Raw genomic sequence first — 26993 nt, 5'->3', positions numbered from 1 at the left:
GTGCGGGACTCGGGGCCTGCTGCGGGACGGCTGGAAGGTGCCGCATTTGGGTCAATGCGTCCATCGGCTCCGGCGGCGAGTGCCGGACTGGAACCGAGAAGAAGAGCGAGGGCGGCACCTATCGCAGCCCTGCGTAATAACTGCGCCATCTGTCTGTGTTTCAACCCATGTCTCCTCACGAGTGGGCGAGTCATGTGGTCCTCGCCAACAGTCGTTCTATGGGGGTCGAGCACGCTGGACAATGCCGCCAGGTGGCTAATGCACCTATTCATGCTGTGTGTGGTCTGTGAGAGGAGTCACGGTTGCACACGCTCCTGTGACCTTCCCGTGAAGGTCTAGTGCCAACGCGCGCTGCTGCCCTCAGAACCGAACGAAATCCTTCTTCGAACTCTGATCGTGAGGAACCGGGCGGCTGGATGATCCCGTCCCGGAACCTTCACAGCAGTTCAACGCAGAGGTTCTGCGGCGGCTGTCACGCCGAGAGGCTGCCCGCGCTCCCGCCCTCCGTGACACCCTCTCGCCGGGACGTCCGCGCGCGGTGCTCGTCCACGAAACCCACCGCGACGAGCGCCAGCACCGCCGCGAGGGCGAAGGCGGCCGCGACGGCGTTCAACAACGGGTAGGGGCCGCTTCCCGCGACGACACTCCCGTCGTCCAGCCGACAGTCGAAACCCAGCGGAACGTAGGACGGTTCATGCCCGGCGAGCCGATCGAGGGTGCCGGGCGGAAGCGAACGGCAGGGAGCGGCGGGCGACGACCCCGCACCGGACTCGGCTTCGCTCACATCCCACTGGACCGAACCGAAGCCGAACGAGTACGTGATGACGGCGGCGGCCGCCGCCATGCCCGCGCTCCAGCGCAAAAGGTCCCGGGTCCAGTCCGGGCGGCGCCCGGGCAGAGCCACCGAAACCAGTTTGACCGCTACCGCGATGGCCCAGAGGGGCGCGGCGAGCACGGCACCGTACATGAGCAAGACAGACATGCCAGCCGCCTCTCGGGCATTGCTCGACCGAGGCGACGCATCGTCGCCCCCGTGCCGGACATCATCCCCGGCCCGCCGGTACCAGCGGGAGTGAGACTCGTGGCCCGAGATCGCGGCCCGTCGCCGCCGGATGACGCACCATGGGTCACTGGACGACACCGCCCCGCGTACGCGCGGGCAGTAGCGAGGCGGAGGGCATAGGTGGACGGGGATTCCTGGGCGGCGACGGTCGCGGACATGCGGGAGGCGGCGCACGCGTTCCTGTCCGCCCTGGAGCCGGAGCAGGTACGTGAGTTGCGTGCGGGCCCCAGTCGGCTGGACGCGCCCAAACTGCGCGAGTGGACGTACCTGCCGGGTTCGCGTCCGGGGCTTTCCACCGAGGGGCTCGACGACAGCCAACGCGCCGCGGTGGACGCACTGCTCGCCGCGGCGCACAGCGCGACGGGAGTGGAGCTGGCCCGCGGCGCGATCGAGGTGGAGCGGCACCGCCGCGCCGTGGCCGGGGCAGCAGGAGCCCCCGACCGCTATTGGCTGCGGCTGCTCGGCGACCCGGACGGTGACGCCCCTTGGGCGTGGCGGATGAACGGCCACCACCTCGCCGTACACGTACTGGTCGGCACCGCGGGCGTTCGCGTGACGCCGCACTTCATCGGTTCGGAGCCGGCGCGCATCACGCAGGGCCCGCAGGCGGGCCGTCGGCTGCTGGGGCCCGAGGAGGACCTGGCCAGGGAACTGGTCACGGACCTCGACCCCGACCGGCGGGCGCTCGCAGTCTTCGACAGCGTGCCGCCGGACGACATCCTGACCCGCGACGACCCTTTCGCCGACCCCGACCGGCTGCCGACAGGAATCACTCACGGCGACATGACGCCAGGGCAACGCCGTCTCCTGGAACGCCTGGTGCGCCGCTATCTCGACCGCGCGCCGACGGCATACGCACGCCAGTGCTGGGACGACACCGTGGCTCAGGGCCTGGGCGCCCTCACCTTCGCCTGGGCCGGCGGCCGGGCGCCGGGGGACAGGCACTACTACTGCGTCCGGGCCCCTGACTTCCTCATCGAGTACGACAACACCCAGGACAACGGCAACCACGCCCACTCGGTATGGCGCCACCTGCGCCACGACTGGGGGATCGATCTGCTGCGCGCGCACTACGCGGAGCAGCACGGGTAGTGGCCGGGTGCGTGGTGGTGGGGGGGGCGATGCGGCCATCAGCCCGCTCGCCGTGCAGCGCCATGCAGATGCGCGACCATCCAGAACTCCCGTACCCGCTCGCCTTCACCCGTCATGGCCGTGACCAAGGAGCTCAGGATGTCCGGGAGGCGATCCGTAGTACGGGGCTGGTGTGCCGCCACGCACGTCGCGAGGACGCTGAAGACGATGGCTTGCCGGAAGGGGAGTGCAGAGGGACGATCCCACTCCGGGGTGAACTCTTCGGGCTCGCCGGCCCGTAGCGCTTGGGACCGGGAAAGCGCGAGAGCGGATGCGGCTTCGAGTTCCTGCCGTAGGCGCTCTCGTTCCGCGGTCGAGACGTGGTCCGTCGTGAGGGCGGCCACAGCCAGTGGGTGGGCGCCCAAGTGGGCGTGTGCGACGGCCAGTTCCAGTGCGTGACGGCGCATTCGCCCCATCAGCGCGGGGCTCAGGTCCGACAGGTAGCTCACGAAGGGTTCCCGCTTCAGGAGCGGTGAGTCCGCGAGACCCTGACCCAACACGTACTGAGGGACTGCCGTGATCTGTACGTAGCGGTGTGGACCCTGTACCCATGCGTGATCGAACCGGGCACCCGTCGCGCGCTCGACGGCCGCAAGACCTGAGCCCCAGCTGCCACCTACTCCCAAAGTCAGGCCGTCGAGCAGGGGTTCCCATGCGTCGGGCCGAGCCCCGAACGGGTCTTCAGGGACGACCATGTCGAGTACGGACGAGAGCTGACCGTCCTCGGCCAGGCTGAGGCAGGACACCGCGTTGACGTTCCAGAAGGCGCTGGCGGTTCGGCCCAGGAGGGAGAGCGGGCGCAGGACCTCCTCGCGGGAACCCTGAAAGTTGTTGTACTCCACCGCGACGACCGTCGCTCCCGATCGAGAGACGAGGATGAACTCCTCCTCGTCGTCCAGGTCGCGCAGATCCTCCAGGAGCAGGGGGCGGGCGCGGGAAGGGTCACCGCCGAAGGCTCGGATCACGGCATCCTCATCACCGCCGCACACGGCCGTGAACGTGGCTGCCTGCTGGAGTCCTAAGCTCTCGAGGAGACCATCGAGATCATCGAGATGTTCGGGTGTTGTCATGCTGTGATTGTCGTTGACGCCACTGACAACTAGCCTCCTGCCTCCGCCCGGTGATGCTGGAGCACGGCAACCGGAAACCGGCAACCGGCAAGCGGAGAAGGGACGTTGACGTGCGCGCACGTGGCATCAACTACGACACCGGGTTCCTCCCAGGAGCGCAACTCTCCCGTAAGGACTTCACTCCTGAAACGGTCCGGCGCGACATGAGGGTGATCGCGGGGGACCTCCACTGCGACGCAGTTCGCGTCTCCGGACGAGAGCCGGAACGGCTGAGCACCGCTGCCCGGTACGCCGCGGACGCCGGCCTCGAAGTCTGGTTCGCTCCCTTTCCCGTCGACCACCCCCGCGATCAGTTGCTCCCGTACTTCTCCGACTGTGCTGCTCGGGCAGAGGCCGTCCGAGAGGCCGGCGCCGACGTGGTGTTCGTCTCCGGCTGCGAGGTCAGCGCGTTCTGCGAAGGCTTCCTGCCGGGCGAGACCTACGGCGATCGCCTGCGGGCCATGGCCGAGGCCGACATAGAGTGGTGGTCCACCCTCGGACCGGTGCAGGAACGCGTCAACGAATTCCTCTCCCGGGTCGTCGCGACCGTGCGTCGGCACTTCGGCGGGCCCGTCACCTACGCTTCGGCCCCCTGGGAGGCCGTCGACTGGGGTCCGTTCGACCTCGTCGGCGTCGACGCCTACCGGGCCGCCTACAACCTCGACAGCTTCCGCGACGAGCTGCGCGGGCACCTCAGCCACGGCAAGCCCGTCGCGCTGACCGAGTACGGAGCTTGCGCGTACCGGGGCGCGGGTGAACGTGGAGGCATGGCCTGGCAGGTGCCGCGCGGCGCGGTCCCGGACGAGGACGAGCAGGTGCGCTACTTCACCGAACTGCTGGACATCTTCGAGGAGGAGGGCGTGGACACCGCGCTTTGGTTCACCTTCGCGGGTTACAGCAGGCCCGGAAAGGACGACCTGGGGTCCTACGGGGTCGTTCGGATGCTCGATGAGAGGAGTTGGGAACCGAAGAAGGTGTTCCACGCGATGGCGGCCATTAACGGGGACAGGGTCGGGGGCCGGAAGAGGAGCAGGAACGCGAGCTGGAGCAGGGACAGTCCGGCGCAGGGGTAGTTGGGGCCGATGCCCGAAGGGGGCATGCCGGTCTGGCCCCTGGTTGGCCTTACGATGCGGCATCGGCCAAAAGGTGACGCCGCGGTTCTCGGTGTGGGCAGTGGGAGCGTTTCACTCCAGGCGGGTGCCGTCAGTAGGCGGCGGTGGAGGGGTGCAGGGTGTTGCCCTGTCGAGGCCCGTGTCGTCAGGCGGCGGAGCCGGCCGTGAGCTGGTCCTTGATGTCGGCCAGGTTGTAGTGGGCCCGCTTCTCGATGATCTTCCCGTCCTTGAACGTGAACAGGTTGAACATGGAGAAACGTACGTGGGCTCCGCGTGGGGGGATGCCGTAGTAGTCGCCGCCCTGGTCTCCTTCGACCACGACGTAGGCGCCGACCTCGCGAGAAGGCGTCGACGTGCTTCTTCTCCGCGTCGATGAACCCTGGGGCGCCGGGCCGGGGCTCGGCGTGTGGGGAGCCCCGCCCCTGGCACGAGGTCTCGGTTCCTGAGTGGCGGTCCGGGCTCAGGCGCGCTGTGCCCAGTCCTGGTCCAGGCGGTCGGTCAGGCCCGCGGCGGCGAAGGCTGCCTCCAACTCGTCGCGGCCCTCGGTGAAGTGGGCCCAGCTGTCGTGGTGGACCGGGACGACACGGCGGGCATCAAGAATTCGGGTGGCCTCGGCCGCCTGGTCGCTGTCCAGGACGATCAGGTTGCCGTCGAAGAGCATGGGGAAGCGGGGGGCGCCGGCGAACAGCAGGGCGGTATCGATCGGGGCGAAGCGCTCGGCGATCTCCCTGACCGCGTCGAGCGAGGCATTGTCGCCGCTGACGTAGACCGTCGGCAGTCCCTTCCCCGTCAGGACGAAGCCGACGACCTGGCCGGCGAAGGGCTCGATCTCCTCACGCGCTCCGGGACCGTGGATGGCGGGGACCCCAGTCACGGTGATGGTGCCGCCGCCCGGGCGTTCCAGCTCGATCGACTCCCAGTCGGCCAGGCCCTTGGCGTTCGCCCCGAGGCGCTCGCCGCCGCCGGGGGTGGTGAGGGTGAGGGGGACGTCGGCGAGCAGGGCGCGGCCGGAGGTGTCGAGGTTGTCGGCGTGCTCGTCGTGGGAGAGCAGGACCACGTCGATGGGGCCGAGGTCGGCAGGGGTGGTGGTGGAGGGGGCGGTCTTGGTCAGGGTGGGGCCGCCGGGCGTGGCGTAGTCGCCGGGGCCGTCGAAGGTCGGGTCGGTCAGGAAGCGCAGGCCGCCGTACTCGAACAGGGCGGTCGGACCGCCGAATGTGCGGACCGGGAACTGGCTGGCGTTGAGCTGGGACATCATGTTTCCGTTTCTCACGAGAAAAGTCTGCGGTTAACGTGATGTCAGGCTAGGCAGGTGTCACGGAAAAACGCAAGCGCTACCATGAGGGGCATGGATGACACCCCGGTTACCGACGTAGCGCCGACCGCTCTGCCCCCGGCGCCGGGTGCCGACCGGTACCGCTCCCTGGACTTCGCCGACACCGCCGCCACCCTGCCCGCCGGCCAGAGCTACGACTTGCTCGCTGCCCCGGAGTCCGCCATGCGCTGGCTCGCCACCCATGACCTGACCACCCCTGACGTGCAGCTGTACGAGGTGTGCGCGCAGCGGATGCGCACGCTGCGCGCCCACATCCGCGCCCTGTTCGCCGCCCGCGTCGACACCACCGTCCCGCCCGAGGAATCCCTGCGCGCGGTGAACGAGGCCCTCACGGCCGTGCCCACCGCTCCCCTCCTCGCCTGGGACGGGGCCCGGGGCCTGCGCCGTATCCAGGCGCACCCCACCGACCAGGCCGTCAACCACGCACTGGCGACCCTCGCCGCCGACGCCGCCGACCTGCTCACCGGTCCCGACGCCGACATCCTCGCCGCCTGCGGTTCAGCCCCCTGCGACCGGTTCCTCCTGCGCACCCACGGCCGGCGCCACTGGTGCTCCACACGCTGCGGCGACCGTGCCCGCGCCGCCCGCGCCTACGCCCGGCGCAGCGGCGCCTCGGACTGACACACCACCCCAGGGCCCTCCTGCGGCCACGCGAACCGCCCGCTGGAGCCGACGCAGACATATGAGGCTGCAGGCCAGGTTGAGCAGGCCCTGGTGGAGATCAGCGCGTCGTTCGTAGCGGGTACGGAGCCGTTTGAACTGGTGGAGCCAGGCGAAGGCGCGCTCGACCGCCCAGCGCACCTTGCCCAGTCCGGAGCTGTGGGCGACGCCGCGCCGGGCGATCAGGGGTTTGATGCCGCGCTTCCACAGCAGGCGTCGGTACTTGTCGAAGTCGTATCCCCGGTCGGCGTACAGATGCCGGGTTTTGCGGCGGGGGCGTCCCCGCAGGCCCCGGATCGGCGGGACGGCGGCCAGCAGAGGCAGGAGCTGGGTGACGTCGTGCCGGTTGCCGCTGGCGAGAGTGACGGCAAGCGGGGTTCCGTGACGGTCAACGATCAGGTGATGTTTGGAGCCGGGACAGGCCCGGTCGACGGGCGAGGGGCCGACGTGATCCCCCCTTGAGGGCCCGGACATGCGAGCCGTCCACGGAGCAGTCGTCCAGGTCCAGCAGGTCGGCGCGACGAAGCTCGGTCAACAGGGCGGCATGCAGGCGAGGCCAGACGCCGACCTCAGCCCAGTCCCGCAGCCGACGCCAGGCCGTCACCCCGGAGCAGCCCACCGTCTCGGCCGGGACATCGCGCCACGCGACACCGGTCCGCGGTACGAACAGGATTCCGGCGAGCGCCACACGGTCGGGAACACGCAGCCGTCCGGGATACCGGCGGCGCCGTTCGGGAGCGGGCGGCAGCAGCGGAGCCACCCGCTCCCACAGGTCGTCAGGAACAAGATCAGCACGCACCCGGACACCTTGCCGATCAAGATCGTCGGCCACAGGATCCGAAGCCCAACTCATTCTGAAACGATCAGTTATTCATGACCCCGGTAGCGGCGCACCCCGTTATGCTCTCGCCGCGTGGACGAAGTCGTGGTGGTGCGTGCCGGATCGGGGCCGGAGGTCCTGCTCGTGCATGGGGGTGCCGGACCGCGGACGACGTGGGGTGCCTTGTCCGTGCTGGCCGACCGGTGGACGCTGGCGTACGTCCATCGGCGCGGCTATCCGCCGAGTCCGGCGCCACGGGCAGGTCAGGACTACGACGCGGACGCCCTGGACCTGGCGCCGCTGCTCGTCGGGCGCCCGCACGTCGTCGCCCACTCCTACGGCACCCTCGGGGCGTTGACCGCAGTCGCGGCCGCGCCGGGCAGCGTGCGCTCGCTCACCCTGATCGAGCCGCCCCTGGCCTTCCTCGCCCCGGACGATCCCGACGTGGCGCGACTCGAGCGCCTCGGCGATGCGGTCCTCACTCACGGAATGGACACGGACCCCGCCGAGCTGCGGGAGTTCCTGCGCCTCGCGGGCGCCGTCGTCGACGACGGACCGCTCCCACCCGAAGTGGTCGCCGGCATCCGCCGGGCGCACGGAGCCAGGCTGCCCAGCCGGGCGCGTCCACGGCTCGACCTCATCCGCCGGGCCCGCGTGCCGGTGCTCGTCGCGTCGGGAGACCACGCGGTGGCGCACGAGCGGATCTGCGATGCCCTCGCACTCACGCTCGACGGCGAGCGCACCGTACACCCGGGCGCCGGGCACTTCGTCGCCGCGGCACCGGGCTTCGCCGACCGGCTCGAGACCTTCCTGCGCACGGCCGGGGCGGTCCCACCGACCTCGGCATGCCCGTGATCACCAAGCCGCACTCCGGCCCGAGACGAGAAGGGAAACCGCTGGTCGTTCCCTCCGCTGAAGGTTGTCCCGTAACCGCTGGTCACGGGTGAGATGATCTGGAGGTGGCTGGTGTGATCACGGCGTCGCAGCCGTCTTGGACAGGTCCGTTCACCGGGCTGAGCCCGCGCAGCTTCGGCAAGTTGGTGATCTCGGTGCAGCGCGAGAGTGCGGCCGAACTCCGACTGGGGCGTCCGTGGGGTCTGCCGCTCGAGGACCGCATTCTCCTGGTCGCCACCTACTGGCGCACGAACTTGACGTTGCGCCAGCTGGCCTTGCTGTTCGGGATTTCGAAGTCGGCGGCCGGCCGGATCATCGGCCATATCGGCCCACTGCTGGCATTGCCGCTTCGACATCGGTTCGCGAGAGACACGGTGCTGATCGTCGACGGGACGTTGGTGCCCACCCGCGATCACGCGGTGGCCGAGCAGTCGAAGAACTATCGGTACTCCACCAACCACGAGGTCGTCATCGACGCCGATACCCGCTTGGTCGTTGTGATCGGAGGGCCACTGCCGGGCGACCGGAACGACTGCAAGGCGTGGGAGGAATCGGGAGCCAAGGCTGCGGTCGGCCGGACGACCGTAGTAGCTGATGGCGGCTATCCAGTGACTGGGTTGATCATGCCGCACCGCCGGACCCACGGGGAGCAAGTACCCGGCCGGAAGCAAGAGCACAACCGCTCACACAAGCAGGTCCGTGCACGAGTGGAGCACGTCTTTGCCCGAATGAAGACCTGGAAGATCCTCCGCGACTGCCGTCTGAAGGGCGGCGGCATTCACACCGCAATGCTCGGCATCGCCCGACTGCACAACCTCGCCCTCATGGGGTGACTCACGCCCCATTGTTGGCGTTGGCTCCTCACTTCGCAGGGCACCGGAACGCCCGAGCGGTGGGCCAGGGGCGAGTCAGGGCCGGATGTGTTTCAACGTGAACTCGGGCAGGGCGTACAGGCCGGCCTGCGGGGCTTCGGGATCGGCAGGGACGTCGGCGTCAGCGATGTGCGATGCATGTGTTTCGGCGTTGTCGATGGGCGTGTAGGCCAGTTCGGATTCCGCGGGGAGTTCCCAGAAGCGGCGGGTGTTGGCAGAGACGGCGTAAGCCGTGGCAAAGCGCGTGGAGAGCGGTGCGGTAAGTGCGGCGCGGCAGAAGCCGACGGCATCACGCGGGCTGAGCCAAGTCGCCAGGTGGCGCGACTCGGTGGGCGCCTCCTCGAAGCTGCCGATACGCAGGCAAATCACGGAGACATCGAACTTGTCCGCATACAGCCGCCCCAGGGCCTCGATAGCTGCCTTACTCACCCCGTACAGGCCGTCGGGGCGCACTGGTTCCTGTGGGCCAGTGCGATGGGCCGTGGGATAGAACCCGCTCACGCGGTTGCTGCTCGCCAGCACGACCCGCGGAATCGCCGCCCTTCGGGCAGCTTCCAGGACATGGTGGGTGCCCAGCACATTCGCGTCCAGCAGATGCTCAAGCGGCGCCTCGTCCGGCAGGCCGCCCAGATGGAGCACGGCGTCCGCACCCACGAGCGCAGTCTCGACGGCGGCCGCGTCCCGAAGATCGACGATATGGACCACCTCGTTCGCGGCCTCGACCTGGAGCGGAACGCGGTCGAGCAGAACCAGGCGGCTCACCTCGCTGCGCAACGCCCGGCGCACGACCGAGCCGATGTTCCCTGCCGCCCCGGTGACGACGACTGTTCCCAGCCCCACTGCACACCTCCGCCGTTCGAACTCAGTAACGTCCTGATCCGGTCAGGCAGTGATCCTCTCATCGCCAGCCACGACGCCCAACGGGTGCGGAGCCAAAAGGAGATGGGAACTTGCAACGAGGCCCATCGCCATACGGGACAACCTTTAGCCGCAGAACAGTTCGCGCAGGAGTTCGCCGTACTCGGCTGGATGCGTGGTCAGGCCGATGTGGCCGCCGGGGAAGTGCCGGAGTTCCGCGCCGAGCCGCTCAGCCATGAACGCCACCGCTCGGTAGGGGAGTTCGCCACGCGAGTCCTGGCCTGCGGCGAGTACGAGTTGGTCCGAGAGTTTCTCCAGACGGTCGAGGTCCGGAGTGTGGGCCATGAAGCTGGGGACAATGCTCCCGACGAAGTACGGCAGATTGGCCATCGTGCTCTCGGCTCTGGCCGCCGCCCGCGGCGGAAGCTTGGCCTTCGCCTCGGCCTCGGTCTCTGCCTTCGGCTCGGTGGTCTCGGCGTCTTCCTTCTTCAGCCCCGCGGCGAACACTGCCATCGCAGGCATCAGTCCTTGCGTGCGGAACGTCTCCTGTACGTGCGTGATGAACGCGCGTTGGTCGGAGGCGTCCGGCAGGATCGTGACCACCGGGGGCTCGTGCGTCACGACGCGTTCAACGCGTTCGGGGTGGGTGGTGAGCAGGTGCAGGGCGGCGATCGCGCCCGAACTGGTGCCGAAGACCCGGGCGGGCTCGCCGGGTGACAGCAGTTCCAGGATGTGCAACGCGTCGTCTGCGTGTTCGGCGACGCTCTGCTCGGCCGCGGGGTCGTCCAGCGTGCTGCGCGACATCCCGCGCGGGTCATAGGTGGCGACCTTGTATTCGGCGGCGAGGGCGTCGGCGACGGCGTCGAAGGCAGCCGCGCCGCCGGTCCCTCCGGGTATCAGGAGCAGGAGGGGGCCCTGGCCGCGCACTTCGTAGTGCAGAGTCGCACCGTTCACGCGCAGGCTGCCGGTGCTCGGCTCAGCCAGGCCGGTCTTCCCGGTCACCCCGGTTATCCCGGCCATCTCGGATGTCTCGCTCATGCTGCGTCTCCTTCTCGGGACGGGGGCCAGTTCTCCAGGAGGGTGTGCAAGGCGTCGAGGGCGCGGACCCAGGACCGCTGCGGCGCACGCTGGTGCGCGAAGCCACCCGCGGCCTCCAGGGCGACGAACCCGTGGAAGGTGCTGCGCAGCAACCGGACCGCGTCGGTCAGGTCCGGCTCGGCCAGCCCGTAGCCGCGCAGCATGCCGTACGTCAGTTCGACCGCGCGCCGCGGTCCGGACGCGTTCGTGGCCAGCTCGGGGTCGATCTGGATCGGGGTCTGCGTCGCCATGTAGCGACCCGGATGCTGGTGGGCGTACTCCCGCCACGCGTTCGCGTAGGCGATCAGCGCGTTTCTGCCCGCCAGTCCGGCGGTCGCCTCCGCGATCCGGATGGTCTTCTCGTCCGCCGCCAGCAACGCGATCCGCCCGCGCAGATCCTCCAGACCGCGAACGTGCGTATAGAGGCTCGCGTCCTTCACGGCGAGCCGCCGTGCCACCTGCGACATGGTGACGTGTTCGAGGCCCACTTCGTCCGCCAGCTCGGCGCCCACGATCGTCACCCGCTCCGGGGTCAGTCCTGCCCGCACCATGTGTCCTCCACATCTCCCTAGGGCCCCTAGGTTAAACCTAGTACCCCTAGGAATGGCAAGGCGAGCCCTCGCCCCCGTGGATACGCGTGCGAGCCCGGACCAACTGGTCCGGGCTCGCTCCCGACTTCCCGCTCCGGTGCGGGCCGCGCCCTACGAGGCGGCGGTGTAGGTGACCGCGGTGCGCTTGCACTGCCCGGAGGCGAAGACGGCGATGGCGTCGAGTTCAGCCGGGTCTGCCGCCAGGTCCCAGCGCAACTTGGTCTCCACCCAGTCCGAGAGGTAGCGGCAGTGCGCGGTGGGCAGCGGCGGCAGCCAGTGCGCGGGGTCCCGGTCGGCCTTGGAGCGGGCCGTACGGGTGGTTACGGCGACCAGAGACGCCGGTGCGCCCAGGTCGTTGGCGTAGGCCTCGCGCCGCGCCGCGCTCCATGTGGAGGCACCGGAATCCCAGGCCTCGGCGAGCGGAACCATGTGGTCGACGGTGAGCTTGCGGGAGTCCTCGACCTCCTGGCCGTCGTAGTACGAAAGCCACTCACCACCGGTGATCTTGCAGCCCGCGCCGACGGACGGCTCCTCGCTGGCCTCGGCGATCAGCACCTCGGCGCGGGTGTTGCAACCGTCGGACTTCTTCGCGCCTGCGTTCCAGTGCTGGAAAGCGGCGCGGGCGTAGCCCTCGCGGCGCTCGTCGGAGACCGGGATGCGGTGCACGGCGTCGGCCAAGGTCGTGGTCTCGGTGGGGGTGGCCGAGGGGACGGACATTGGGAGGGTCTGTGCGGGCGCCGGTGCCGGCGCGAGGAGAGGGGTCAGGGACAGGCTGAGCGCGGCGAAGCCACGGATGAAGTTCTTGATCACCGAGCCAGGCTGGGCGGTCTCCGGCGGTACGTCCCGAAAGCCCGGCAGACGCCTGATCCGAGTGGAGGAAGCTATTCACCGCAGAAACGTTGCGCCGGGTGGGCGGGGGCTCGCCGAGAGCTCCACGGTCGGTCAGGTTTACGGCTTCCCGTCGGCCCTCCGCCTCCTGTCGACCTGGCGCTCGGACGGGCGCAGGATGGAGATAGCGGACTTGGAGCCGTGGCTGGAGCTTGAGCTCGAGCCGGTGCTGCCAGGCGCACCCGTCGAAGGGAGGTGCGACGTCATGTCCCACTTCATGGACGTCCACCACGGGATGAACGACATTACGGCCGAGCAACTGCGGCAGGCCCACCAGGCCGACCTCGCGATCGAGAACGAAGAAGGCGTTCACTTCGAGAAGGCGTGGGCGGACCCGGAGTCCGGCACCGTCTACTGCCTTTCGGAAGCTCCGTCGGCCGACGCGGTCCAACGCATTCACGAACGCGCGGGTCACCGGGCCGACGAGATCCATCCGGTGCCGTTGACCGTGTGAGGGGTCATCTCCGATGCCTGCCATGCGCCCGGGCGCACGCCCGTCGCCTTTCGGAAGAACACCGAGAAGTTGGAGGCATCGGGGAAGCCGAGCGTGGCGGCGCAGTGGGCTGCGGTGAGACGGTCGTGTGCGAGGAGGCGTTTGGCTTCCAGGACAATGCGTTCGACGATGTAAGCCTTCGCGGTGAGGCCGGTGGCCTGCTGCACCGCTCTGGAGAGGGTGCGGGGCGCGTATCCCAGGGCCCGGGCGTAGTAGCCCGCGTCATGATGTTCCCGGAAGTGCGCTTCGACGCTGGACCGGAACAGCCGGAACACTGAACTCGCCGACCGCTCTGCACCCACTGACTGTTCGTCATGCAGCGACCGCGCTTCGCCGTGCCGCGGCCGGATCCGGGCGATGAGCGCGGAGAGCAGGATTTCGGGCAGCTCCGTCGGGACGTCTGGGGGCGGGGCGGACGCTTCGAGGAGCAGGTGGTTCCGCGCGGCGTCGACGAACGGCCAGTCGGCCTCGTCGATGTTCCACGGCGCGACCAGGTCGGGGGACGCGACGAGGTCTCGGGTGGCGTGGGTGACCGGCGCGGTCGGGACGAACAGCACGAGGTGTCCTGCTACCTCGGCGATGTCGTCCCATCGGTGCACCGCGCCGGGCACGATCCAGACCACGGACCGCTCCCTGAGCGGTAGTTGGAGAAAGTCCACCGTGACGGAGCCATGTCCGGCGTCCACTACGGCCAGGACGTAGAAGTCGGCACGTTGCGTGCCGCCGTCGTTCAGCTCGCGAAGGCGGGCGAACGTCATCGTCTCGACAGCGGCGGCACCGTGCCCGACGGGCCGGTAGGTCATCTGTCGGATCGCGGCCATGTGTCCAGTTTCCACCATCGGGCGTCCAGTCGTGCCGATGCCTCGGGAGAGCTGCGGATATCCAATGGAGGCACGGAAGATCCGCCGCAGAGCACTGATCGAGGAAACACGAATGAACACGACACAGCAACCGCTGCTGCCCGTTTACGACCACCGCCCGGGGAGCGGACCGGCCCTGGTGTTCCTGCACTACTGGGGTGGCTCCGCCCGCACCTGGGACCTGGTCGTCGACCGCCTCACGGGCCGCGACGTCCTCACGGTCGACTTCCGCGGGTGGAGCCGCTCAAGCAGCCTGCCCGGCCCCTACACCCTCCGTCGGCTCGCGGACGACACGCTCGCGGTGATCGCCGACGCGGGCCTCACCGAGTACGTGCTGGTCGGGCACTCCATGGGCGGCAAGGTCGCGCAGCTGGTCGCTGCGACCCGGCCCGCCGGTCTGCGCGGGATCGTCCTCGTCGGCCCCGGTCCGGCGAAGCCCGCCGAGCAGATCACCCCCGAGTACCGGGAAGGCCTCTCCCACGCCTACGATTCCGACGCATCCGTCGCCGGGGCACGGGACAACGTCCTCACCGCGACCGAGCTGCCCGCATCGATCAAGGCACGGGTCGTGACCGATTCGCGTGCCGGCGCCGATGCCGCCCGCACGGAGTGGCCGCTGCGCGGCATCACGGAGGACATCACCGAGCACACCCGCATGATCAGCGTCCCCGCCCTGGTCATCGCCGGAGAGCAGGACCGCGTCGAACCCGTCGACGTGCTCCTCGCCAACCTGGTGCCCTATCTCTCCGGGGCCGACTTCACGGTGATCCCGAAGACGGGGCACCTCATCCCGCTGGAAGCTCCGGCCGACCTCGTCGAGGCGATCACGGCCTTCGCGCCGGTCGCCTGACCCGGGGCGTCGGCACATCCTCCGTACGCCTGTCCAGGCCCGGCCCGCCCCCTGCCTCATGAGGGGCGAGGTCAGTACGGGCCGTCCACGTTGTCGATCGAGCCGTACCGGTCGGCCGCGTAGTTGCAGGCGGCGGTGATGTTGGCGACCGGGTCGAAGCTGTCCATCGACGTGCCGGGCACGTGGTAGGCGGCGAAGGTGGGGCCGATGACCTGCAAGAGCCCCTTGGAGGGGGTCCCGGCTACAGCGTTGGAGTCCCAGTTGTTGATGGCCAGGGGGTTGCCGGAGGACTCGCGCATGATGTTGCGGTGGATGCCCTCGTACGAGCCGGGGATGCCCTGCCGGGCCAGGATGTCGAGCGACTCGTTGATCCAGCCGTCGAGGTCGTTGGTGTAGGACTTCTGTGCCGGGGGAGCGGCGGGTTCGGCGGCGAGGTCGTCCTGGCGCTTGGAACGGTCCGCCCGCTCGGCGGACGCGTTGGACGCGGTCGACTGCTGCGCGGGCGTGGCCGGGCCCGCGCTGCCGAGGGTGAGCTTGAGCCCGGGGTGGATGAGCTGCGGGTCTCCGCCGAGGACGCCGCGGTTGTCCTGGTACAGCTTCTTCCAGCCGCCGCTCAGGGAGTGCTCCTGCGCGATCTTGGACAGGGAGTCGCCGGCCGCGACGACGTAGGTCTTCGGGGCCGCGGGGGGAGTGGCGGCCGCGTCGGCCTGCGCCGCGGCGGCGGTGGTCGCGCCGAGCACCGGGAGGACGAGCACTGTCCCGCCCGCGCCTGCGGCGGCGATGCCCCGGCCGAGCGAGTTGGATTTGGGGCGGCGGTGCTTTCCCTTTGCAGGCATGACGCATTCCTCTCCGTCGCCTGCGAGGTGAGCTGTCGGGTTCGGACGGGAGATGTCCGGTCGCGCTGATACGGCGACTTCACCCCGAGCCGTTCCGGATTCCGGACCGGCGCTTACCTGGGTTCCCCGCTCCTGCCGTGCGTAAGTGAGTGGGTGAGTAGGTTTCCGGACAGCGGCAGGATTCGGCGTTCCATCCGGGATTGGGCGTGACGTTAGACGAGAAAGCCGGAACGGAACAAGGTCCACATTTGGCGGGAGAATGTGCGGGGTCGATCCAGGGCAATCGGAAGGCCCTTGCCGCCTTTGATCGAATAGTCCAACTCGCTTTGCGGGAAACGAGAATGTGCTTCATGCCCTCACTTCGAGTGGGGGTGAGCAGTGTGACTCATTTCACCGGGTGGGCGCGGATCCCAATGCGCCTCGACGGCATCGCCCTGGTTCGCCATTCCGGTCGAGGTCTCTGCAATGCAGGCAACAGCCTACATACGCCATCACTGGTGCGGAGTTTGTGCATAACCGGACGAACCACGCATGGAGTCTAGGTCTCTTTTCATCTCAAGATGGACATTTCGTCAACCGTGGGAACCTGGTCGGATCGAGAGGTGTTGCTCCCGCCCCGCGCGGGCCAGCGATTTTCCGATGAATCGAGGGCGGATTGACCGTGTCTGCGTCAGCGGTCTCGCGGGCGGATCGCGCCGAGGGGCATATCGTCAACGAGTCGACGAATTAGTGGTGGTCGAGAAAACCGGTCACGTCGTCAGTTTTACGGTGTGGCCTCAGGGTGGCGTCGCGGCAGGTCCCATTGGCCGACTATCCGCACGAGTTGGTCGTCGATTCGCGCAGTCGGTTCACCTGTGTCGGGCACTGCGGGGTGGGGATAACTACGGGGTGGGGATGTCTGCACCATGACTAAGTGGTCGGCTCCGGAAGTCCTTCGAGGGTTGACTCCGGTGCCGGATCAGGCGTCAGATGCCGGGGTGGGCAGTGTCACGGATATAAGGGATATAGAGGTCCGGGGCCGTTCGGGGAAGTCGCGTGTGGCGGTCGCTGCGTATCGCCAATTGCCCCCCTTGTCCGCTCACTTGACTACTTGAGGTCGGAGAGGAGTGCGTCGAGTGTCTTCTGTAGGGCGTCGGAGTTGGTGGTGTCGAACCATGTGGTGCGGATGCGTTCGTTGGCTCCTTTCGGTGTCTCGTGGTCGGCCGCGAGCTGGTGCAGGGAGCGGGTCTTGTCGCTCAGGGCGCGCCCGACGCCTTGGAAGAGGTCGCGGATGTAGCGGTCGGCGTCCTGGGCGGTAATGCCGTGGCGGGCGGCCCAGGTGGTGAGTGTGGCCAGGTAGCAGTAGTGGGTGGTCAGCGTGGCCGTCAGGGTTTGGTAGGCGTTGAGGGTCGCTTCGTCTGCGACGGGGAGCGTTCCGCCGAGGCGGCCGAAGAGGTCGTCCACGACCTGGTCGCCGCCGACCTGGAGCCCGGCGAGGGCCTCGTCACGGTCCTGGGGGCGGACGGCGAGGATCACCAACGCGCAGCGGTCCACCACGTCCTGGTTGTCGTTGCACACCCGCACGTTCTTCGTCTGCTGGTGGTACACGCCCACCACCGCCTCTGACCTGCGGCCAAGGCGGGAATCGTCTGCTGCTGGGCTGAGTTGGTCCGCACCTGGTCCGGATCTTGGGGCGTGGTTTGTGGCGCTGAGGTGCGAGTCCTGCCGTACGACATGGCACAGGTAGGCGGAGTCGTCATCCCCGCCTATTCGGATCGCACCTGGCGCCTGGTCATCGACCCGCAGCAGGTCCGGCAGTGCTACGCATTCGGGGGCACTGAGATCGAGCGTCAGTGGAAATTCTGCATGGACGACATGCCATCGGCGCCACCTACGCCGGCGAGGGACCAGTTCATGAGGCCGACGGATCCGTCCCGTTGAGGGGGGGATCACCCTACCCCGTGGGTATAGGTGGCTCCCTGGGGGATCGGGGTGCGGGCTGTAGTGAGTAGGGGCGGCTCCGACCCTAGCGTCTGACGGTGTGACACATACACACCTCAGAGTAGAGAAATCCCCCATCGGAACAGCCCGGCCGAACCGGTACGCGGTGACCTTGGCCGCGAGCCTCGCCCTCACCGCCGCCCTCACCGCGACTCCCGCCCTGGCCACGGCCGCGAGTACCAGCACGGCCGCAACCACGGCCAAGAGCAGCACCGGGACCGGCCTCGACCGCTACTACAACCAGCGTCCGGGCTGGGGCAGTTGCGCCAAGGGCCCCGACGACACGATGGGCCGCGACCTGGACAAGGCGGGCGTGCAGTGCGCCGACATACGCGTACCGCTGGACTACGCCGACCCTCGGGGCCGTACGATCACCGTCGCGATATCCCGGCTCAAGGCCACCGACACCCGCCACCGCATCGGCTCGATCCTGCTCAACAACGGCGGCCCTGGCGGCCCCGCCGTCCAGTCCCCGCCGGACGTGCGCAAAATGATGAAGAAGACCGGACCGCGCTACGACATCATCGGCTTCGACCCGCGCTTCGTGGGCCGCAGCACCCCACTGGACTGCGGCTGGCCCGTCGGCACCGACATCCGCTCGGCCGGCCTCAGCCGGGCGAGTTTCGAGCGCCAGGTCGCCTTCAAGAAGGGCCTGGCCGACAAGTGCCGCGCCACCAGCGGCTCCGTCCTGCCGCACGTCAGCACCCGCAACACGGCCCGCGACATGGACGTCATCAGGGGCGCGCTCGGCGAACGCAAGATCTCCTACCTGGGCTACTCGTACGGCAGTTACCTCGGCACCGTCTACACCCAGATGTTTCCCGGCAAGTACGACCGCTTCGTCCTCGACGGTGCGATCGCCCCGGCCGACTACGGCCCCCGGCTGCTGAAGGGCTCCGAGCGCGAGAACGAGCGGGCCCTCTCCGACTGGGCCGCCTGGGCCGCGAAGCGCCACGCCACCTACGGCCTCGGCAGCACCCGCGCCTCAGTGCTCGCCACCCTCGACCGTATCGTCGCGGCGTCCGCGCGCGGCCCGCTGACCGTCGGCACGGGCGCCAGCACCTTCCAACTCGACGACACCCAGGTGCCGTTCCTCTTCATCGCGGGGAACTCGGACGACACCCCCGAAGCGCGGGCCTCGTTCGCCGAGCAGGTCTCCGTACTTGCCAAGGCGGCGAAGGGACAGCCCACCGAGCTGTCGCCCGAGTTCGCTGCCGCGCTGAAGTCCGCCCTGACCGGCGGGTCGCCGAACTCCGGCGTGCAGGCCACGATCATCTGCGGCGACAAGCCGGCCCCGCGCGACCCCGAAACGTACTGGAAGGACGTCCAGCGGAGCCGTGCCGAGCACCCGATCATGGGCCCGGTGGCCAACAACATCAGCACCTGCGCCTTCCTGGATGCGCCCCGTGAGCAGCCCACCCAGGTGCGCCGCGACGCCAAGATGCTGATCGTCGCCGCCACCGGCGACACCCGCACCACCTACCGCAGCAGCCTCGACCTGCACAAGCAGCTGCCGAGCTCCAAACTGCTCACCCTCAAGGGCGCCAACCGCCACGCCGTCTACGGGCTCTATGGCAATGACTGCGTGGACGACAAGGTCAACACCTACCTGACCACCGGCAAGCTCCCGACGAAGGACGAGACCTGCGTCAAGCAGGCCGACTAGCCAACCGGCAGGCCAGAAGAAGGGTGCGGCTGGGAATCCTCCCCCGGCCGCACCCCCTCGGCCGCGTCCTACCGGAACACCGCCACCGACCTTTCCGGCACCGCGACCGGACCCGAGCCCAACGATCGCGGACTGCCCTCTTGGTCGAGCAGCATGACCATCGCCCGGGGTTTCTCAATTCACACGTGGTGCTGGTGGGTGGGGACTCCGTGCTCGGCGGACGGGCGAGTGAAGGACCCGGCGCGACATCATCCCCGCATCGTGCCCACGTCGAGGGCCAGGCCGCCCAGCGGCTGATGGCCGCCGCCGCGACCAGCAGCTCGCTGCCGCCGGCAGGTCCGTGAAGCGCGTTTCGGTGAAGTGGGCGCGGGTGAGATCGGCGCCCTGGAACTTCGCGGAAACGATGCTGGCCCGGGTGCCACAGACAGACCCTGACGCCCCGGTGAACCTGTGCGGATATAGCACTAGGCTCCGAGCGTGAACGCCGAACGATTGCCCCTCTTCTGCGACGCCGCTCTGGCCGAGCGTATCGAGCGGGTCGAGGCGCAGCTTGTCGCCGGGGGCAGCGCGGCCGCTCGCCGCCGCAGGGCAGGCGCGCCGGGCTTCGTGATTCCTGTTGCCGGGGGCGTGGCGAGCTTTGCCGAGGAAGGCTCGCCGCTGAACAAGATCGCCGGTCTTGGCTTCGGCGGTGTCCCGAGTACGGCCGCCATGGATGAGATGGAGCGGGCCTTTGCCGCCTGCGGCAGTCCGGTGCAGATCGAGCTCGCCCACCTCGTCGATCCCGCGATCGGTGCGCTGCTGACCGGGCGGGGGTACCGGCTTGTGTCGTTCGAGAACGTGTTGGGCCGTGCCCTCAAGGGCGAGCTCGAGCGGATCGTGCCTTCGGGGGTCGAGGTCCGGGCGAGCGGTGAGGAGGAGTTCGAAACCTGGCTCGATGTCGTGGCAGACGGCTTCGCCCACCCCGACACCCAGGGGATGCCGTCGCACGAGGAATTTCCCCGCGAGGTCATCGCGAGTGCCATGCGTGATCTCGTGGCGGCGGCCGGGGTCAGACGCTACGTCGCAGTGCGCGACGGGGTGATCGCCGGTGGCGCCAGCATCCGCATGGCCAACGGCGTCGCGCAGCTCACCGGCGCGGCGACCGCCCCCACGCACCGACGCCGGGGTGTCCAGACCGCGCTGTTGTCAGCCCGGCTCGCCGACGCCGCGACCGCCGGCTGCGACATCGCCGTCATCACCACCCAGCCGGCCTCGAAGTCCCAGCAGAACGCGCAGCGCCGCGGCTTCGACCTGCTCTATACCCGGGCCATCCTGGTCAAGCAGCCCTGAACCCCTGCTCCGCCTGCCGCCTGGGCCTGTCACGGCACATCCTGAACGAGCATTTCGCAGGGATCTCCTCGACGCACGGGCAACCCGAGACAGACCAGCAGCACGAGGGTGGGGCTGCAGACCCAGAAGTTGAGCCAGAGCGCGAGTTTTGACGCCACGTAGGGGCTCGCGGTGGGGCCGTGAGGGGTCCTCCGCGTCGCCTGATGGCTCTCGCCCACCACGCACAGCGTCACCCGTACGAGTGAAACCCTGCCCGGTGGGTGTCCTCAGTCGAGGATTCGCAGTCGGCTGCTCCCAAGGTGCCCGCAGTCAAGGTGCCCCGCGGTCCGCACACTTCGACGAGTCCGGAGGAACCCATGAAGACAGCAGTGGTCGCGGTCGACGTCCAGGCGGGCGACGTGCTCTGCTCCGCGCTGGATCCGAAAGTCCCGGAGACGCTGACCAAGGCGACGTCCGCCGCGCTCGCCGCGGGCACGATGGTCACCGGGGTCGCCGCCACCGCGGCGGCGGCCGGCTCCACGGTGAGCTATTACGCGCAGCCGGAGGTCGTGCCGTCGGGCATCGCGGGGCTCGGGGCAGGGCCGTCGAGCGCCGTCGTGGCCGACGAACGAGGCCGGTGCGCGCGCCAGTTGCCGGTGGTGCGGGGCGCGTTCATCGTCGGCGAGTGCGACGCGCAGGGGAACGTGACCGTGGCGCCGAAGCACGACTTCGCGAACGTCCTCGACTTCGGCGCCAAGGGCGACGACCAGAGCGACGACTGGGACGCCATCACACGTGCCATGCGGTCCCTGCATCCACTGCAGCCCGGCGTGGTCTACTTCCCCGCGGGCTACTACCGGATCGGTCGCCCGCTGGTCGTCGACCGCCAGGACGGGAAGATCGAGCTGCTCGGCGAGAGCGAGCACACCACCACCATCAGGTTCTTCGGGGGACACGGTCCCGCACTGTGCATCTCGTCGAAGTCGCTCGGGCATCTGCCCACAGGTGACGCCCTGCTCGCCGGGAACGGCAGGGCCGGTGCCCTCAGCGCGGGCAACAGGAGCACCATCAACCTCCGCGACAGCCCGGCGCTCGACATGGACGGCGCGCCGTCGTTCTCGGTCTCATGCACGGTGCGGCCCGAGGTGCTTCCGTGTCTCGGGGGCAGTGAGCCGGTCATCTCGAGTTCGGGCCGACGGCTGGACAGTGAGCCGGCGACCTGCGCGTTCGGCATCTTCCTCAGCGACTCGACGACAGGACAGATCAAGGTCACCGCCACCGCCAGGCTCAACGGCGTGGATTACCCCATCGCTCATCCCGACAGCTTCCCGGTCGGGCAGACGTTCCATCTCTCCCTTGTCTGGGACGGGAAGCATCTCGATCTCTACGCCGGGCCGCCCGGGACGGTACTGACACCCGCGGAGCCACGGGAGGGGCAGCGTCCTCCTGTCGGCGCGAAGCTGACCCAGCCCGTCGAGGAAGGGGTCTACCTCGGCGCCAGGAGCCAGCAGCGCTGGCCGGAGTACTACGACCTCACCCGTCCGTTCACCGGCCGCGTCGACTCCGTCCGGATCAGCGACTTCGTGGTCGACCGGGACGCGGACACGCGCGCACTGACCGCGCCCACGGCGAAGTTCCCCGCCGACTTCGCCACCAACGTCAGGCCGGACCCGGCCCACGCGGACAAGCGCCTGGTCACCCGCATGCTGATCAACTTCGACCGCGACGTCGACGCCTTCACCGTCGGATCGACCTGGGTACGCGCGACCGCGGACCCCGCCCCGGTCTATCTGATGTACCAGTGGAGCGGACCGCCCACCGGGGCCGCGCTCACCACGGTCCGACGCCTTGAGTTCCAGTGCCCCCTCGGCACGGGGATCCACGGGCAGCTCACGACCAGCTCGGTCTTCAGCCATATCCGCGCCACCGCGGTACGCGACGGGGTGCGGCTGCGGAACAACTCGTATCTCTGCGAGATCGAACATCTCTACATCAACGCCACCAGGCTCGGCCTCACGCTCGGCGGCAGCGCGCTGGCCAGGATCAACCGGTTGCAGGTCATCGGGACCCAGTACGACTTCGTGGCGACCGACGTCGTCGGCGTCACCGCTCGCGACTGGTACATCGGCAGCTACCGCTCCATCGTGCCGCTCCTGCTGACCACGGCGGCGCCGTACGGCACCTTCCACGGCATCGGTGTGACCATCACGTCGGAGGGGACCCCGGGTTTCCCGGAGACGTGGCAGGCCGCGGTGGCGACATCCGATCTGCACCATTTCGTGCTGGAGAGCTCGGTGCTGGAGACCGGCTTCCTCAAGAACAGCGACTGCCCTCCAGTGATCATCGACAACTCCCGGCTCCTCGTCGCCCAGGAGCCGCCCAAGCCCCCTTTGGAGATCCCCACCGCGTCGACGTTCGTGAACTGCGAGTTCCGCCCGAGCGAGAGCACACGCGCGAACATCGTGTTCTCCGGCCTCCGGGGGCCGACACCGGTCCGGATCATCGGCAGCACCACGAACCCCGAGAAGCCCTGGACGCTGCCCCAGGACGAGAACATGGTGTCCCACCTCGGTGGCTGCGTGTCCACGACGGACCGGGGGCAGACGCAGTGGCAAGGCGGGCGGGACTGGGTGTTCGCCCTCGACACGGCGACGGGGCGGATCGGGGCCCGCGAGCGCGAGACTCAGGGCAGCGGCGTCGCCGCGGCCAGTCCGGTTCGGCTCGCCGGGGTGGCTCTGGCTGCCGGAGCGAGCCGCTACCGGGCTGAGGTCATGGCGACCGACGCGACAGGCCGGGCCGCGACATGGGTCGTCGAACAGGGCCTGATCAACATCGGCGGAACGGTCACCCCGTGGGCGCCGAAGACCCGCGTGCTCGACTCCTTCGGAACCGCGGAGGGTTCGGTCCCGGCCGGGTGGAACCCGCCACAGATCGTCCCGTTGGACTCGAATGCCGTCGTCGAGTGCTCGGCGCCGCAAGGGCTGAGGCTGGCCTACACGGTCAAGCTCCAGGCGGTCGAAGGGCTGGGAGCTTCCTGACTGGCCGGCCGGGTGAGTTCGATGTCTGTGAACCCCGCTGTCGTCAGCTGTCCGAGCGACTGCTACTGGCCGGGCTCGGCCGGCCTCTGCGGTCACGAGCCGCAGCACCGTCACGGCTGCTGGAACAGTCCGACCGAGTCGCCAGAACCGTGACCGCTTCTGTGATCCGGTGGTACATGCATCTGTGGAGCAGGCGGGCGGCAACATAGCGGAGGATTGCCGGTAAAGATTCTTTTGCCCGATTCGGTGGTGTGTTCCGCTCAATCAGCCGGACCGTCATTGTGGGCTCCAGGACTTCGAGAACCGCTACAACGCCACGGCACAGCCATTCCTATGGAAGTTCACCACTCTGGAAGGATTCGCTGTCATCGGCGGTCTCGGCGCCGGGCCCGAGGCGGATTCCGCGGCGCTGCCGCCTGCCGAGCCGCGAGATCCGTGATCCGTGCAGTTGGGCCGGGCCGGTTTCTGGCCGAATCGTAGCGATGGAGCGCCACTTGGGCTCGCGTTTCGGGCGGGTGAGCGGGTACGGAATAGATGTCGGCTCGGATGCCTAGGCGTTTTGGGCTCCTCAACTCTCTATCGGGCAGCAGGGGTTGTCGTCGGCATGGAGGAGACGAACGCCGTGGGTGACAATGTGTGGCCGAAGGCAATGAACGGGTGGGAGATAGCCGTCCCAGGGGCTGGAGGGGCTGGAGGGGCTGGAGGGGCGGCGGGCGTCAGTGACAAGCGATACCGATGAGCGGCCGCCTGATGCGGACGGGGAGCCCGACGGGTGGAGTGACGCGTGCGTAGCGCGGGTCGAGACCCTCTTCCGGCAGTACGGGAGGGCGGTGCTCCGGAAGGCGACGGTGGCCGCGGCCGGGAACAGCCACGACGGCTGGGAAGGTTGCCAGCATGCTTTCGTGCAAGCGGGGGAATACCTGCGCAAGCCGGGAGCCGAGGAGATCAGGAACTGGCAGGGCTGGCTCGTCAAGACCGCGGTCCGGCACGCGATGTCGGTATGCCGACGTGGAGCCGAGACGGTCCCGCTGGGGGAGGAGATGGACCGGGACGGTGGCGCGATGCCGGTCGAGGACCAAGTGACGGTGAGAGAGAAGTTCCGTAACGTCTTGCATGCCATCGGAGACCTGTCGGAACGTCAGCGTCAGGCTCTGGTCCTCGTACACATCGCGGGATGTTCGACCGATGAGGCGGCTCAGGACATGGGAGTCACCAACAGCACAGTACGCAACCTGATTCACCAGGCCCGCAGTCGGCTGGCTGTCGTGAGCGGGGAGGCGAGCGATGCATGACGAACCGGATGTGACCGGCGACGAGATCCTGACCCGGGCCCTTGAGGCCACCGAAGACGCGGTGGGTCAGGCACTCGAAGAGACGTTTGACAGTGAAGCGGGGCTGGAGAGGATTCGAGCGCGCTTGGGGCAGGCCGCGGGGCCCGATTCCGGCCGCCCCGGCCCTGGCACGCCGTCGGGCGGGGCGGCCCCCGCCCCCGCGACGCGTGTCGGCGGGGCGGGGAGCGTTGCCGGTGGGCCGGTGGAGGCGGGAGGACCGCCCGCGGGTGGTCCGCGGGCGGCGAGGCTATCCGCGGATGACCGGCCGTACGACCGTGCACATGACCGGTCGTACGAGCACCCGCACGATCGGTCAGAGGTCCGTGCGGCGGACCGGTCGAGGTATTCGCCGGTGTCGGAAGGCGTACGGAGGCTCAGCGGGCGGCGTCGCCGGGAGGTCGTCGCCGTACTGCTGTTCAGCGGCGGCCCCATCTTCGAGAGCTCGATTCCACTCTCCGTGTTCGGAATCGACCGCGAGGACGCGGGGGTGCCCCGCTACCGCCTGCTGGTGTGCGCGGGCGAGGAGGGCCCGCTGCGCAGCACCGGCGGGCTCGAACTCAGCGCGCCCTACGGGCTGGAGGCCATCGCGCGGGCCGGCACCGTCGTGGTGCCCGCCTGGCGTTCCATCACCTCGCCGCCGCCGAGGGAGGCGCTGGATGCCCTGCGGCGCGCGCATGAAGAGGGAGCGCGCATCGTCGGCCTGTGCACCGGGGCCTTCGTTCTCGCGGCCGCCGGGCTGCTGGACGGACGCCCGGCGACCACCCACTGGATGTACGCGCCGACACTGGCCAAGCGCTATCCGTCGGCGCACGTCGACCCGCGCGAACTCTTCGTGGACGAGGGTGACGTGCTGACCTCGGCGGGCACGGCGGCGGACATCGACCTGTGCCTGCACATCGTGCGCTCCGACCACGGCAACGAGGCGGCGGCAGCCCTGGCCCGCCGTCTCGTGGTGCCGCCGCGCCGTTCCGGCGGCCAGGAGCGCTACCTCGACCGGTCGCTGCCCGAGGAGATCGGCGCGGACCCGCTCGCCGAGGTCGTCGCGTGGGCCCTGGAGCACCTGCACGAGCAGTTCGACGTAGAAACTCTGGCCGCGCGTGCGTACATGAGCAGGCGCACCTTCGACCGCAGGTTCCGCTCGCTGACCGGCAGCGCGCCGCTGCAGTGGCTGATCACCCAACGGGTGCTGCAGGCCCAGCGGCTCCTGGAGACGTCGGAGTATCCGGTGGACGAGATCGCGGGGCGCTGCGGGTTCCGCTCGGCGGTGGCGCTGCGCGGGCACTTCCGCAGTCAGCTCGGCTCCTCGCCCGCCGCCTACCGGGCGGCGTACCGCGCCCGGAGGCCGGGGCCGCAGGAGGGCAATGTCGGTCCGGACGACGGTCCGGTGCCCAGCCAGGCTCGCGGCGCGACGGCGACCGCTTCGCTCAGGGGTGGCAGCGAGGGGCTCATCAGTCTCAGGAGCAGGGTGTGATGTGAGGAGCAGGGGGCCTTCTGCGGGTGGGGGTCGGGTTCAGGGCGTGTGGGGTCGAGTCGGCTGCCCAGTGACCAGGGTCCATGCGTCGATGTCCTGATAGCGGCGTGGGCCGGGGTGGCCGTTCATCGTGCTGCCGACCAGGTGGAGGCGTTCGGTCTGCCATGGGCGTCCGGTGAAGCCGTCGAGGCAGGCGGTCGCCGCCGTTACGGACGTGGTGTCGTAGCGGCGGGCGCGGGCCAGCGTGAGGTGAGGACGCAGCGGACGTTCGGCGAAGGCGACGCCGCAGTCCCTGACTCGCGCCCGAACCGCTTCGGCCAGCTCGTGCAGCTGGTCGAGATCGCCCCCGATGCCGCTCCACAGCACCCGCTCGTCGAAGTGTCCGCCCCCGAGCAGTGACAGTTCGAGAGAGGGGCGGGCAGCCGCCAGGTCGGCGAGAGGTGAACGAAGCCGCTGGACGGTATGCACCGGCAGCTCGCCCAGGAAGGCCAGGGTGATGTGCCAGTCCTCGATGCGGTTCCAGCGCAGGTCGGGGTAGGCGGTGTAGGCCGGGCTCAACGCGTGTGCCAGCTCGTTCTTCGCGTCGTCGGGCGGTGCGAGGGCGATGAACGCCTGCTGGGAGGCGGTCTGGGGCGGTTCGGTCACGGATGTCTTCTTACCTCATGCGTCCACCCAACCCTCATGCGTCCACCCAACCCTCATGCGTCCACCCAACCCTCATGCGTCCACCCAACCCTCATGCGTCCACCCAAC

Annotated in this window: 23 protein-coding genes, 2 pseudogenes and 1 riboswitch; of the genes and pseudogenes, 12 read left to right on the top strand and 13 right to left on the bottom strand. The window is 69.1% G+C overall.

Going from position 1 to position 26993, the window contains the following annotated elements:
* Positions 1-472 precede the first annotated feature (472 nt).
* Complete coding sequence (locus ACZ69I_RS08955) at positions 473-982, bottom strand: hypothetical protein (RefSeq protein ID WP_470831114.1); 510 nt, start codon at positions 980-982, stop codon at positions 473-475.
* 201 nt (positions 983-1183) lie between these two features.
* On the opposite strand from ACZ69I_RS08955, the gene ACZ69I_RS08950 reads away from it, so the two are divergent.
* Positions 1184-2155, top strand: a complete 972-nt coding sequence (locus ACZ69I_RS08950; RefSeq protein ID WP_470831113.1) for a DUF3500 domain-containing protein — start codon at positions 1184-1186, stop codon at positions 2153-2155.
* A 38-nt stretch (positions 2156-2193) separates the two neighbouring features.
* Here ACZ69I_RS08950 and ACZ69I_RS08945 read toward each other — a convergent pair whose 3' ends face one another.
* A complete protein-coding gene (locus tag ACZ69I_RS08945) occupies positions 2194-3264 on the bottom strand; it encodes a DUF6461 domain-containing protein (protein WP_470831111.1) in 1071 nt (356 codons plus the stop codon).
* Positions 3265-3374: 110 nt separating this feature from the next.
* Between ACZ69I_RS08945 and ACZ69I_RS08940 the strand changes: the two genes are divergently transcribed.
* Entirely contained in the window at positions 3375-4376 is a 1002-nt protein-coding gene (locus ACZ69I_RS08940; RefSeq protein WP_470831110.1) for a hypothetical protein, read from the top strand.
* A gap of 184 nt (positions 4377-4560) precedes the next feature.
* Here ACZ69I_RS08940 and ACZ69I_RS08935 read toward each other — a convergent pair.
* A pseudogene (locus ACZ69I_RS08935) lies at positions 4561-4737 on the bottom strand (ester cyclase); the annotation flags it as partial.
* Between the two features lie 138 nt (positions 4738-4875).
* Positions 4876-5667, bottom strand: coding sequence for an MBL fold metallo-hydrolase (locus ACZ69I_RS08930; protein ID WP_467682623.1), 792 nt, complete (start codon positions 5665-5667; stop codon positions 4876-4878).
* 93 nt (positions 5668-5760) lie between these two features.
* Here ACZ69I_RS08930 and ACZ69I_RS08925 point away from each other — a divergent pair, with 93 nt between their 5' ends.
* Complete coding sequence (locus tag ACZ69I_RS08925; RefSeq protein WP_470831109.1) at positions 5761-6369, top strand: ABATE domain-containing protein; 609 nt, start codon at positions 5761-5763, stop codon at positions 6367-6369.
* A 39-nt stretch (positions 6370-6408) separates the two neighbouring features.
* Here the strand turns inward: ACZ69I_RS08925 and ACZ69I_RS08920 are convergent.
* Positions 6409-7207, bottom strand: a pseudogene (locus tag ACZ69I_RS08920) (IS5 family transposase); the annotation flags it as partial.
* Positions 7208-7321: 114 nt separating this feature from the next.
* On the opposite strand from ACZ69I_RS08920, the gene ACZ69I_RS08915 reads away from it, so the two are divergent.
* Complete coding sequence (locus tag ACZ69I_RS08915) at positions 7322-8083, top strand: alpha/beta fold hydrolase (RefSeq protein ID WP_470831108.1); 762 nt, start codon at positions 7322-7324, stop codon at positions 8081-8083.
* A gap of 104 nt (positions 8084-8187) precedes the next feature.
* The gene (locus ACZ69I_RS08910) at positions 8188-8955 is read left to right on the top strand and encodes a transposase (protein ID WP_470831106.1); all 768 of its coding nucleotides are present in this window, start codon (positions 8188-8190) and stop codon (positions 8953-8955) included.
* Positions 8956-9030: 75 nt separating this feature from the next.
* Here ACZ69I_RS08910 and ACZ69I_RS08905 read toward each other — a convergent pair whose 3' ends face one another.
* The 4 genes from ACZ69I_RS08905 to ACZ69I_RS08890 all read right to left on the bottom strand — a co-directional run bounded on the left by ACZ69I_RS08905 (position 9031) and on the right by ACZ69I_RS08890 (position 12329).
* Complete coding sequence (locus ACZ69I_RS08905; protein WP_470831105.1) at positions 9031-9834, bottom strand: NAD-dependent epimerase/dehydratase family protein; 804 nt, start codon at positions 9832-9834, stop codon at positions 9031-9033.
* Positions 9835-9978: 144 nt separating this feature from the next.
* Positions 9979-10872 (bottom strand): alpha/beta fold hydrolase, encoded by an 894-nt coding sequence (locus tag ACZ69I_RS08900; protein ID WP_470831575.1) that lies wholly within the window; start codon positions 10870-10872, stop codon positions 9979-9981.
* A gap of 14 nt (positions 10873-10886) precedes the next feature.
* Entirely contained in the window at positions 10887-11480 is a 594-nt protein-coding gene (locus ACZ69I_RS08895) for a TetR/AcrR family transcriptional regulator (protein ID WP_470831104.1), read from the bottom strand.
* Between the two features lie 150 nt (positions 11481-11630).
* The gene (locus ACZ69I_RS08890; protein ID WP_470831103.1) at positions 11631-12329 is read right to left on the bottom strand and encodes an HNH endonuclease family protein; all 699 of its coding nucleotides are present in this window, start codon (positions 12327-12329) and stop codon (positions 11631-11633) included.
* 283 nt (positions 12330-12612) lie between these two features.
* On the opposite strand from ACZ69I_RS08890, the gene ACZ69I_RS08885 reads away from it, so the two are divergent.
* Positions 12613-12861, top strand: coding sequence for an SCO4226 family nickel-binding protein (locus ACZ69I_RS08885; protein WP_470831573.1), 249 nt, complete (start codon positions 12613-12615; stop codon positions 12859-12861).
* On the opposite strand, the gene ACZ69I_RS08880 is transcribed toward ACZ69I_RS08885, so the two are convergent.
* Entirely contained in the window at positions 12819-13721 is a 903-nt protein-coding gene (locus ACZ69I_RS08880; protein WP_470831102.1) for a helix-turn-helix domain-containing protein, read from the bottom strand. The genes ACZ69I_RS08885 and ACZ69I_RS08880 overlap by 43 nt on opposite strands.
* 112 nt (positions 13722-13833) lie before the next feature.
* Between ACZ69I_RS08880 and ACZ69I_RS08875 the strand changes: the two genes are divergently transcribed.
* Positions 13834-14610 (top strand): alpha/beta fold hydrolase, encoded by a 777-nt coding sequence (locus ACZ69I_RS08875; protein WP_470831101.1) that lies wholly within the window; start codon positions 13834-13836, stop codon positions 14608-14610.
* Positions 14611-14681: 71 nt separating this feature from the next.
* On the opposite strand, the gene ACZ69I_RS08870 is transcribed toward ACZ69I_RS08875, so the two are convergent.
* Both ACZ69I_RS08870 and ACZ69I_RS08865 read right to left on the bottom strand, forming a co-directional pair.
* Entirely contained in the window at positions 14682-15446 is a 765-nt protein-coding gene (locus ACZ69I_RS08870; protein ID WP_470831100.1) for a transglycosylase SLT domain-containing protein, read from the bottom strand.
* A gap of 2 nt (positions 15447-15448) precedes the next feature.
* A riboswitch (cyclic di-AMP (ydaO/yuaA leader) is annotated at positions 15449-15612 on the bottom strand.
* A gap of 920 nt (positions 15613-16532) precedes the next feature.
* On the bottom strand, positions 16533-17033 hold the full coding sequence (locus ACZ69I_RS08865) for a hypothetical protein (RefSeq protein WP_470831099.1): 501 nt from the start codon (positions 17031-17033) through the stop codon (positions 16533-16535).
* A 499-nt stretch (positions 17034-17532) separates the two neighbouring features.
* On the opposite strand from ACZ69I_RS08865, the gene ACZ69I_RS08860 reads away from it, so the two are divergent.
* The 5 genes from ACZ69I_RS08860 (at position 17533) to ACZ69I_RS08840 (ending at position 26240) form a co-directional block, all read left to right on the top strand.
* Complete coding sequence (locus ACZ69I_RS08860; protein WP_470831098.1) at positions 17533-19092, top strand: alpha/beta fold hydrolase; 1560 nt, start codon at positions 17533-17535, stop codon at positions 19090-19092.
* Positions 19093-19569: 477 nt separating this feature from the next.
* Entirely contained in the window at positions 19570-20421 is an 852-nt protein-coding gene (locus ACZ69I_RS08855) for a GNAT family N-acetyltransferase (RefSeq protein ID WP_470831097.1), read from the top strand.
* Between the two features lie 356 nt (positions 20422-20777).
* Positions 20778-23438: a glycosyl hydrolase family 28-related protein gene (locus ACZ69I_RS08850; protein ID WP_470831096.1), complete on the top strand. Its 2661-nt coding sequence runs from the start codon at positions 20778-20780 to the stop codon at positions 23436-23438.
* A 719-nt stretch (positions 23439-24157) separates the two neighbouring features.
* On the top strand, positions 24158-24730 hold the full coding sequence (locus ACZ69I_RS08845) for an RNA polymerase sigma factor (RefSeq protein ID WP_470831095.1): 573 nt from the start codon (positions 24158-24160) through the stop codon (positions 24728-24730).
* 391 nt (positions 24731-25121) lie between these two features.
* Positions 25122-26240 (top strand): helix-turn-helix domain-containing protein, encoded by a 1119-nt coding sequence (locus ACZ69I_RS08840; RefSeq protein ID WP_467682389.1) that lies wholly within the window; start codon positions 25122-25124, stop codon positions 26238-26240.
* A 39-nt stretch (positions 26241-26279) separates the two neighbouring features.
* Here the strand turns inward: ACZ69I_RS08840 and thpR are convergent, their stop codons facing one another.
* Positions 26280-26885: an RNA 2',3'-cyclic phosphodiesterase gene (gene thpR / locus ACZ69I_RS08835; protein WP_470831094.1), complete on the bottom strand. Its 606-nt coding sequence runs from the start codon at positions 26883-26885 to the stop codon at positions 26280-26282.
* Positions 26886-26993: the final 108 nt, after the last annotated feature.

Source organism: Streptomyces sp. NPDC036815 (assembly GCF_055609205.1).
This window is presented reverse-complemented; position numbering and strand designations above follow the sequence as displayed.

Excerpts from the sequence above, each read along its gene's own strand:
- ACZ69I_RS08955 (WP_470831114.1), bottom strand. The coding sequence starts at position 982 with ATGTCTGTCTTGCTCATGTACGGTGCCGTGCTCGCCGCGCCCCTCTGG.
- ACZ69I_RS08945 (WP_470831111.1), bottom strand. The coding sequence starts at position 3,264 with ATGACAACACCCGAACATCTCGATGATCTCGATGGTCTCCTCGAGAGC.
- ACZ69I_RS08930 (WP_467682623.1), bottom strand. The coding sequence starts at position 5,667 with ATGTCCCAGCTCAACGCCAGCCAGTTCCCGGTCCGCACATTCGGCGGT.
- ACZ69I_RS08925 (WP_470831109.1), top strand. The coding sequence starts at position 5,761 with ATGGATGACACCCCGGTTACCGACGTAGCGCCGACCGCTCTGCCCCCG.
- ACZ69I_RS08900 (WP_470831575.1), bottom strand. The coding sequence starts at position 10,872 with ATGGCCGGGATAACCGGGGTGACCGGGAAGACCGGCCTGGCTGAGCCG.
- ACZ69I_RS08895 (WP_470831104.1), bottom strand. The coding sequence starts at position 11,480 with ATGGTGCGGGCAGGACTGACCCCGGAGCGGGTGACGATCGTGGGCGCC.
- ACZ69I_RS08885 (WP_470831573.1), top strand. The coding sequence starts at position 12,613 with ATGTCCCACTTCATGGACGTCCACCACGGGATGAACGACATTACGGCC.
- ACZ69I_RS08880 (WP_470831102.1), bottom strand. The coding sequence starts at position 13,721 with ATGGCCGCGATCCGACAGATGACCTACCGGCCCGTCGGGCACGGTGCC.
- ACZ69I_RS08875 (WP_470831101.1), top strand. The coding sequence starts at position 13,834 with ATGAACACGACACAGCAACCGCTGCTGCCCGTTTACGACCACCGCCCG.
- ACZ69I_RS08870 (WP_470831100.1), bottom strand. The coding sequence starts at position 15,446 with ATGCCTGCAAAGGGAAAGCACCGCCGCCCCAAATCCAACTCGCTCGGC.
- ACZ69I_RS08850 (WP_470831096.1), top strand. The coding sequence starts at position 20,778 with ATGAAGACAGCAGTGGTCGCGGTCGACGTCCAGGCGGGCGACGTGCTC.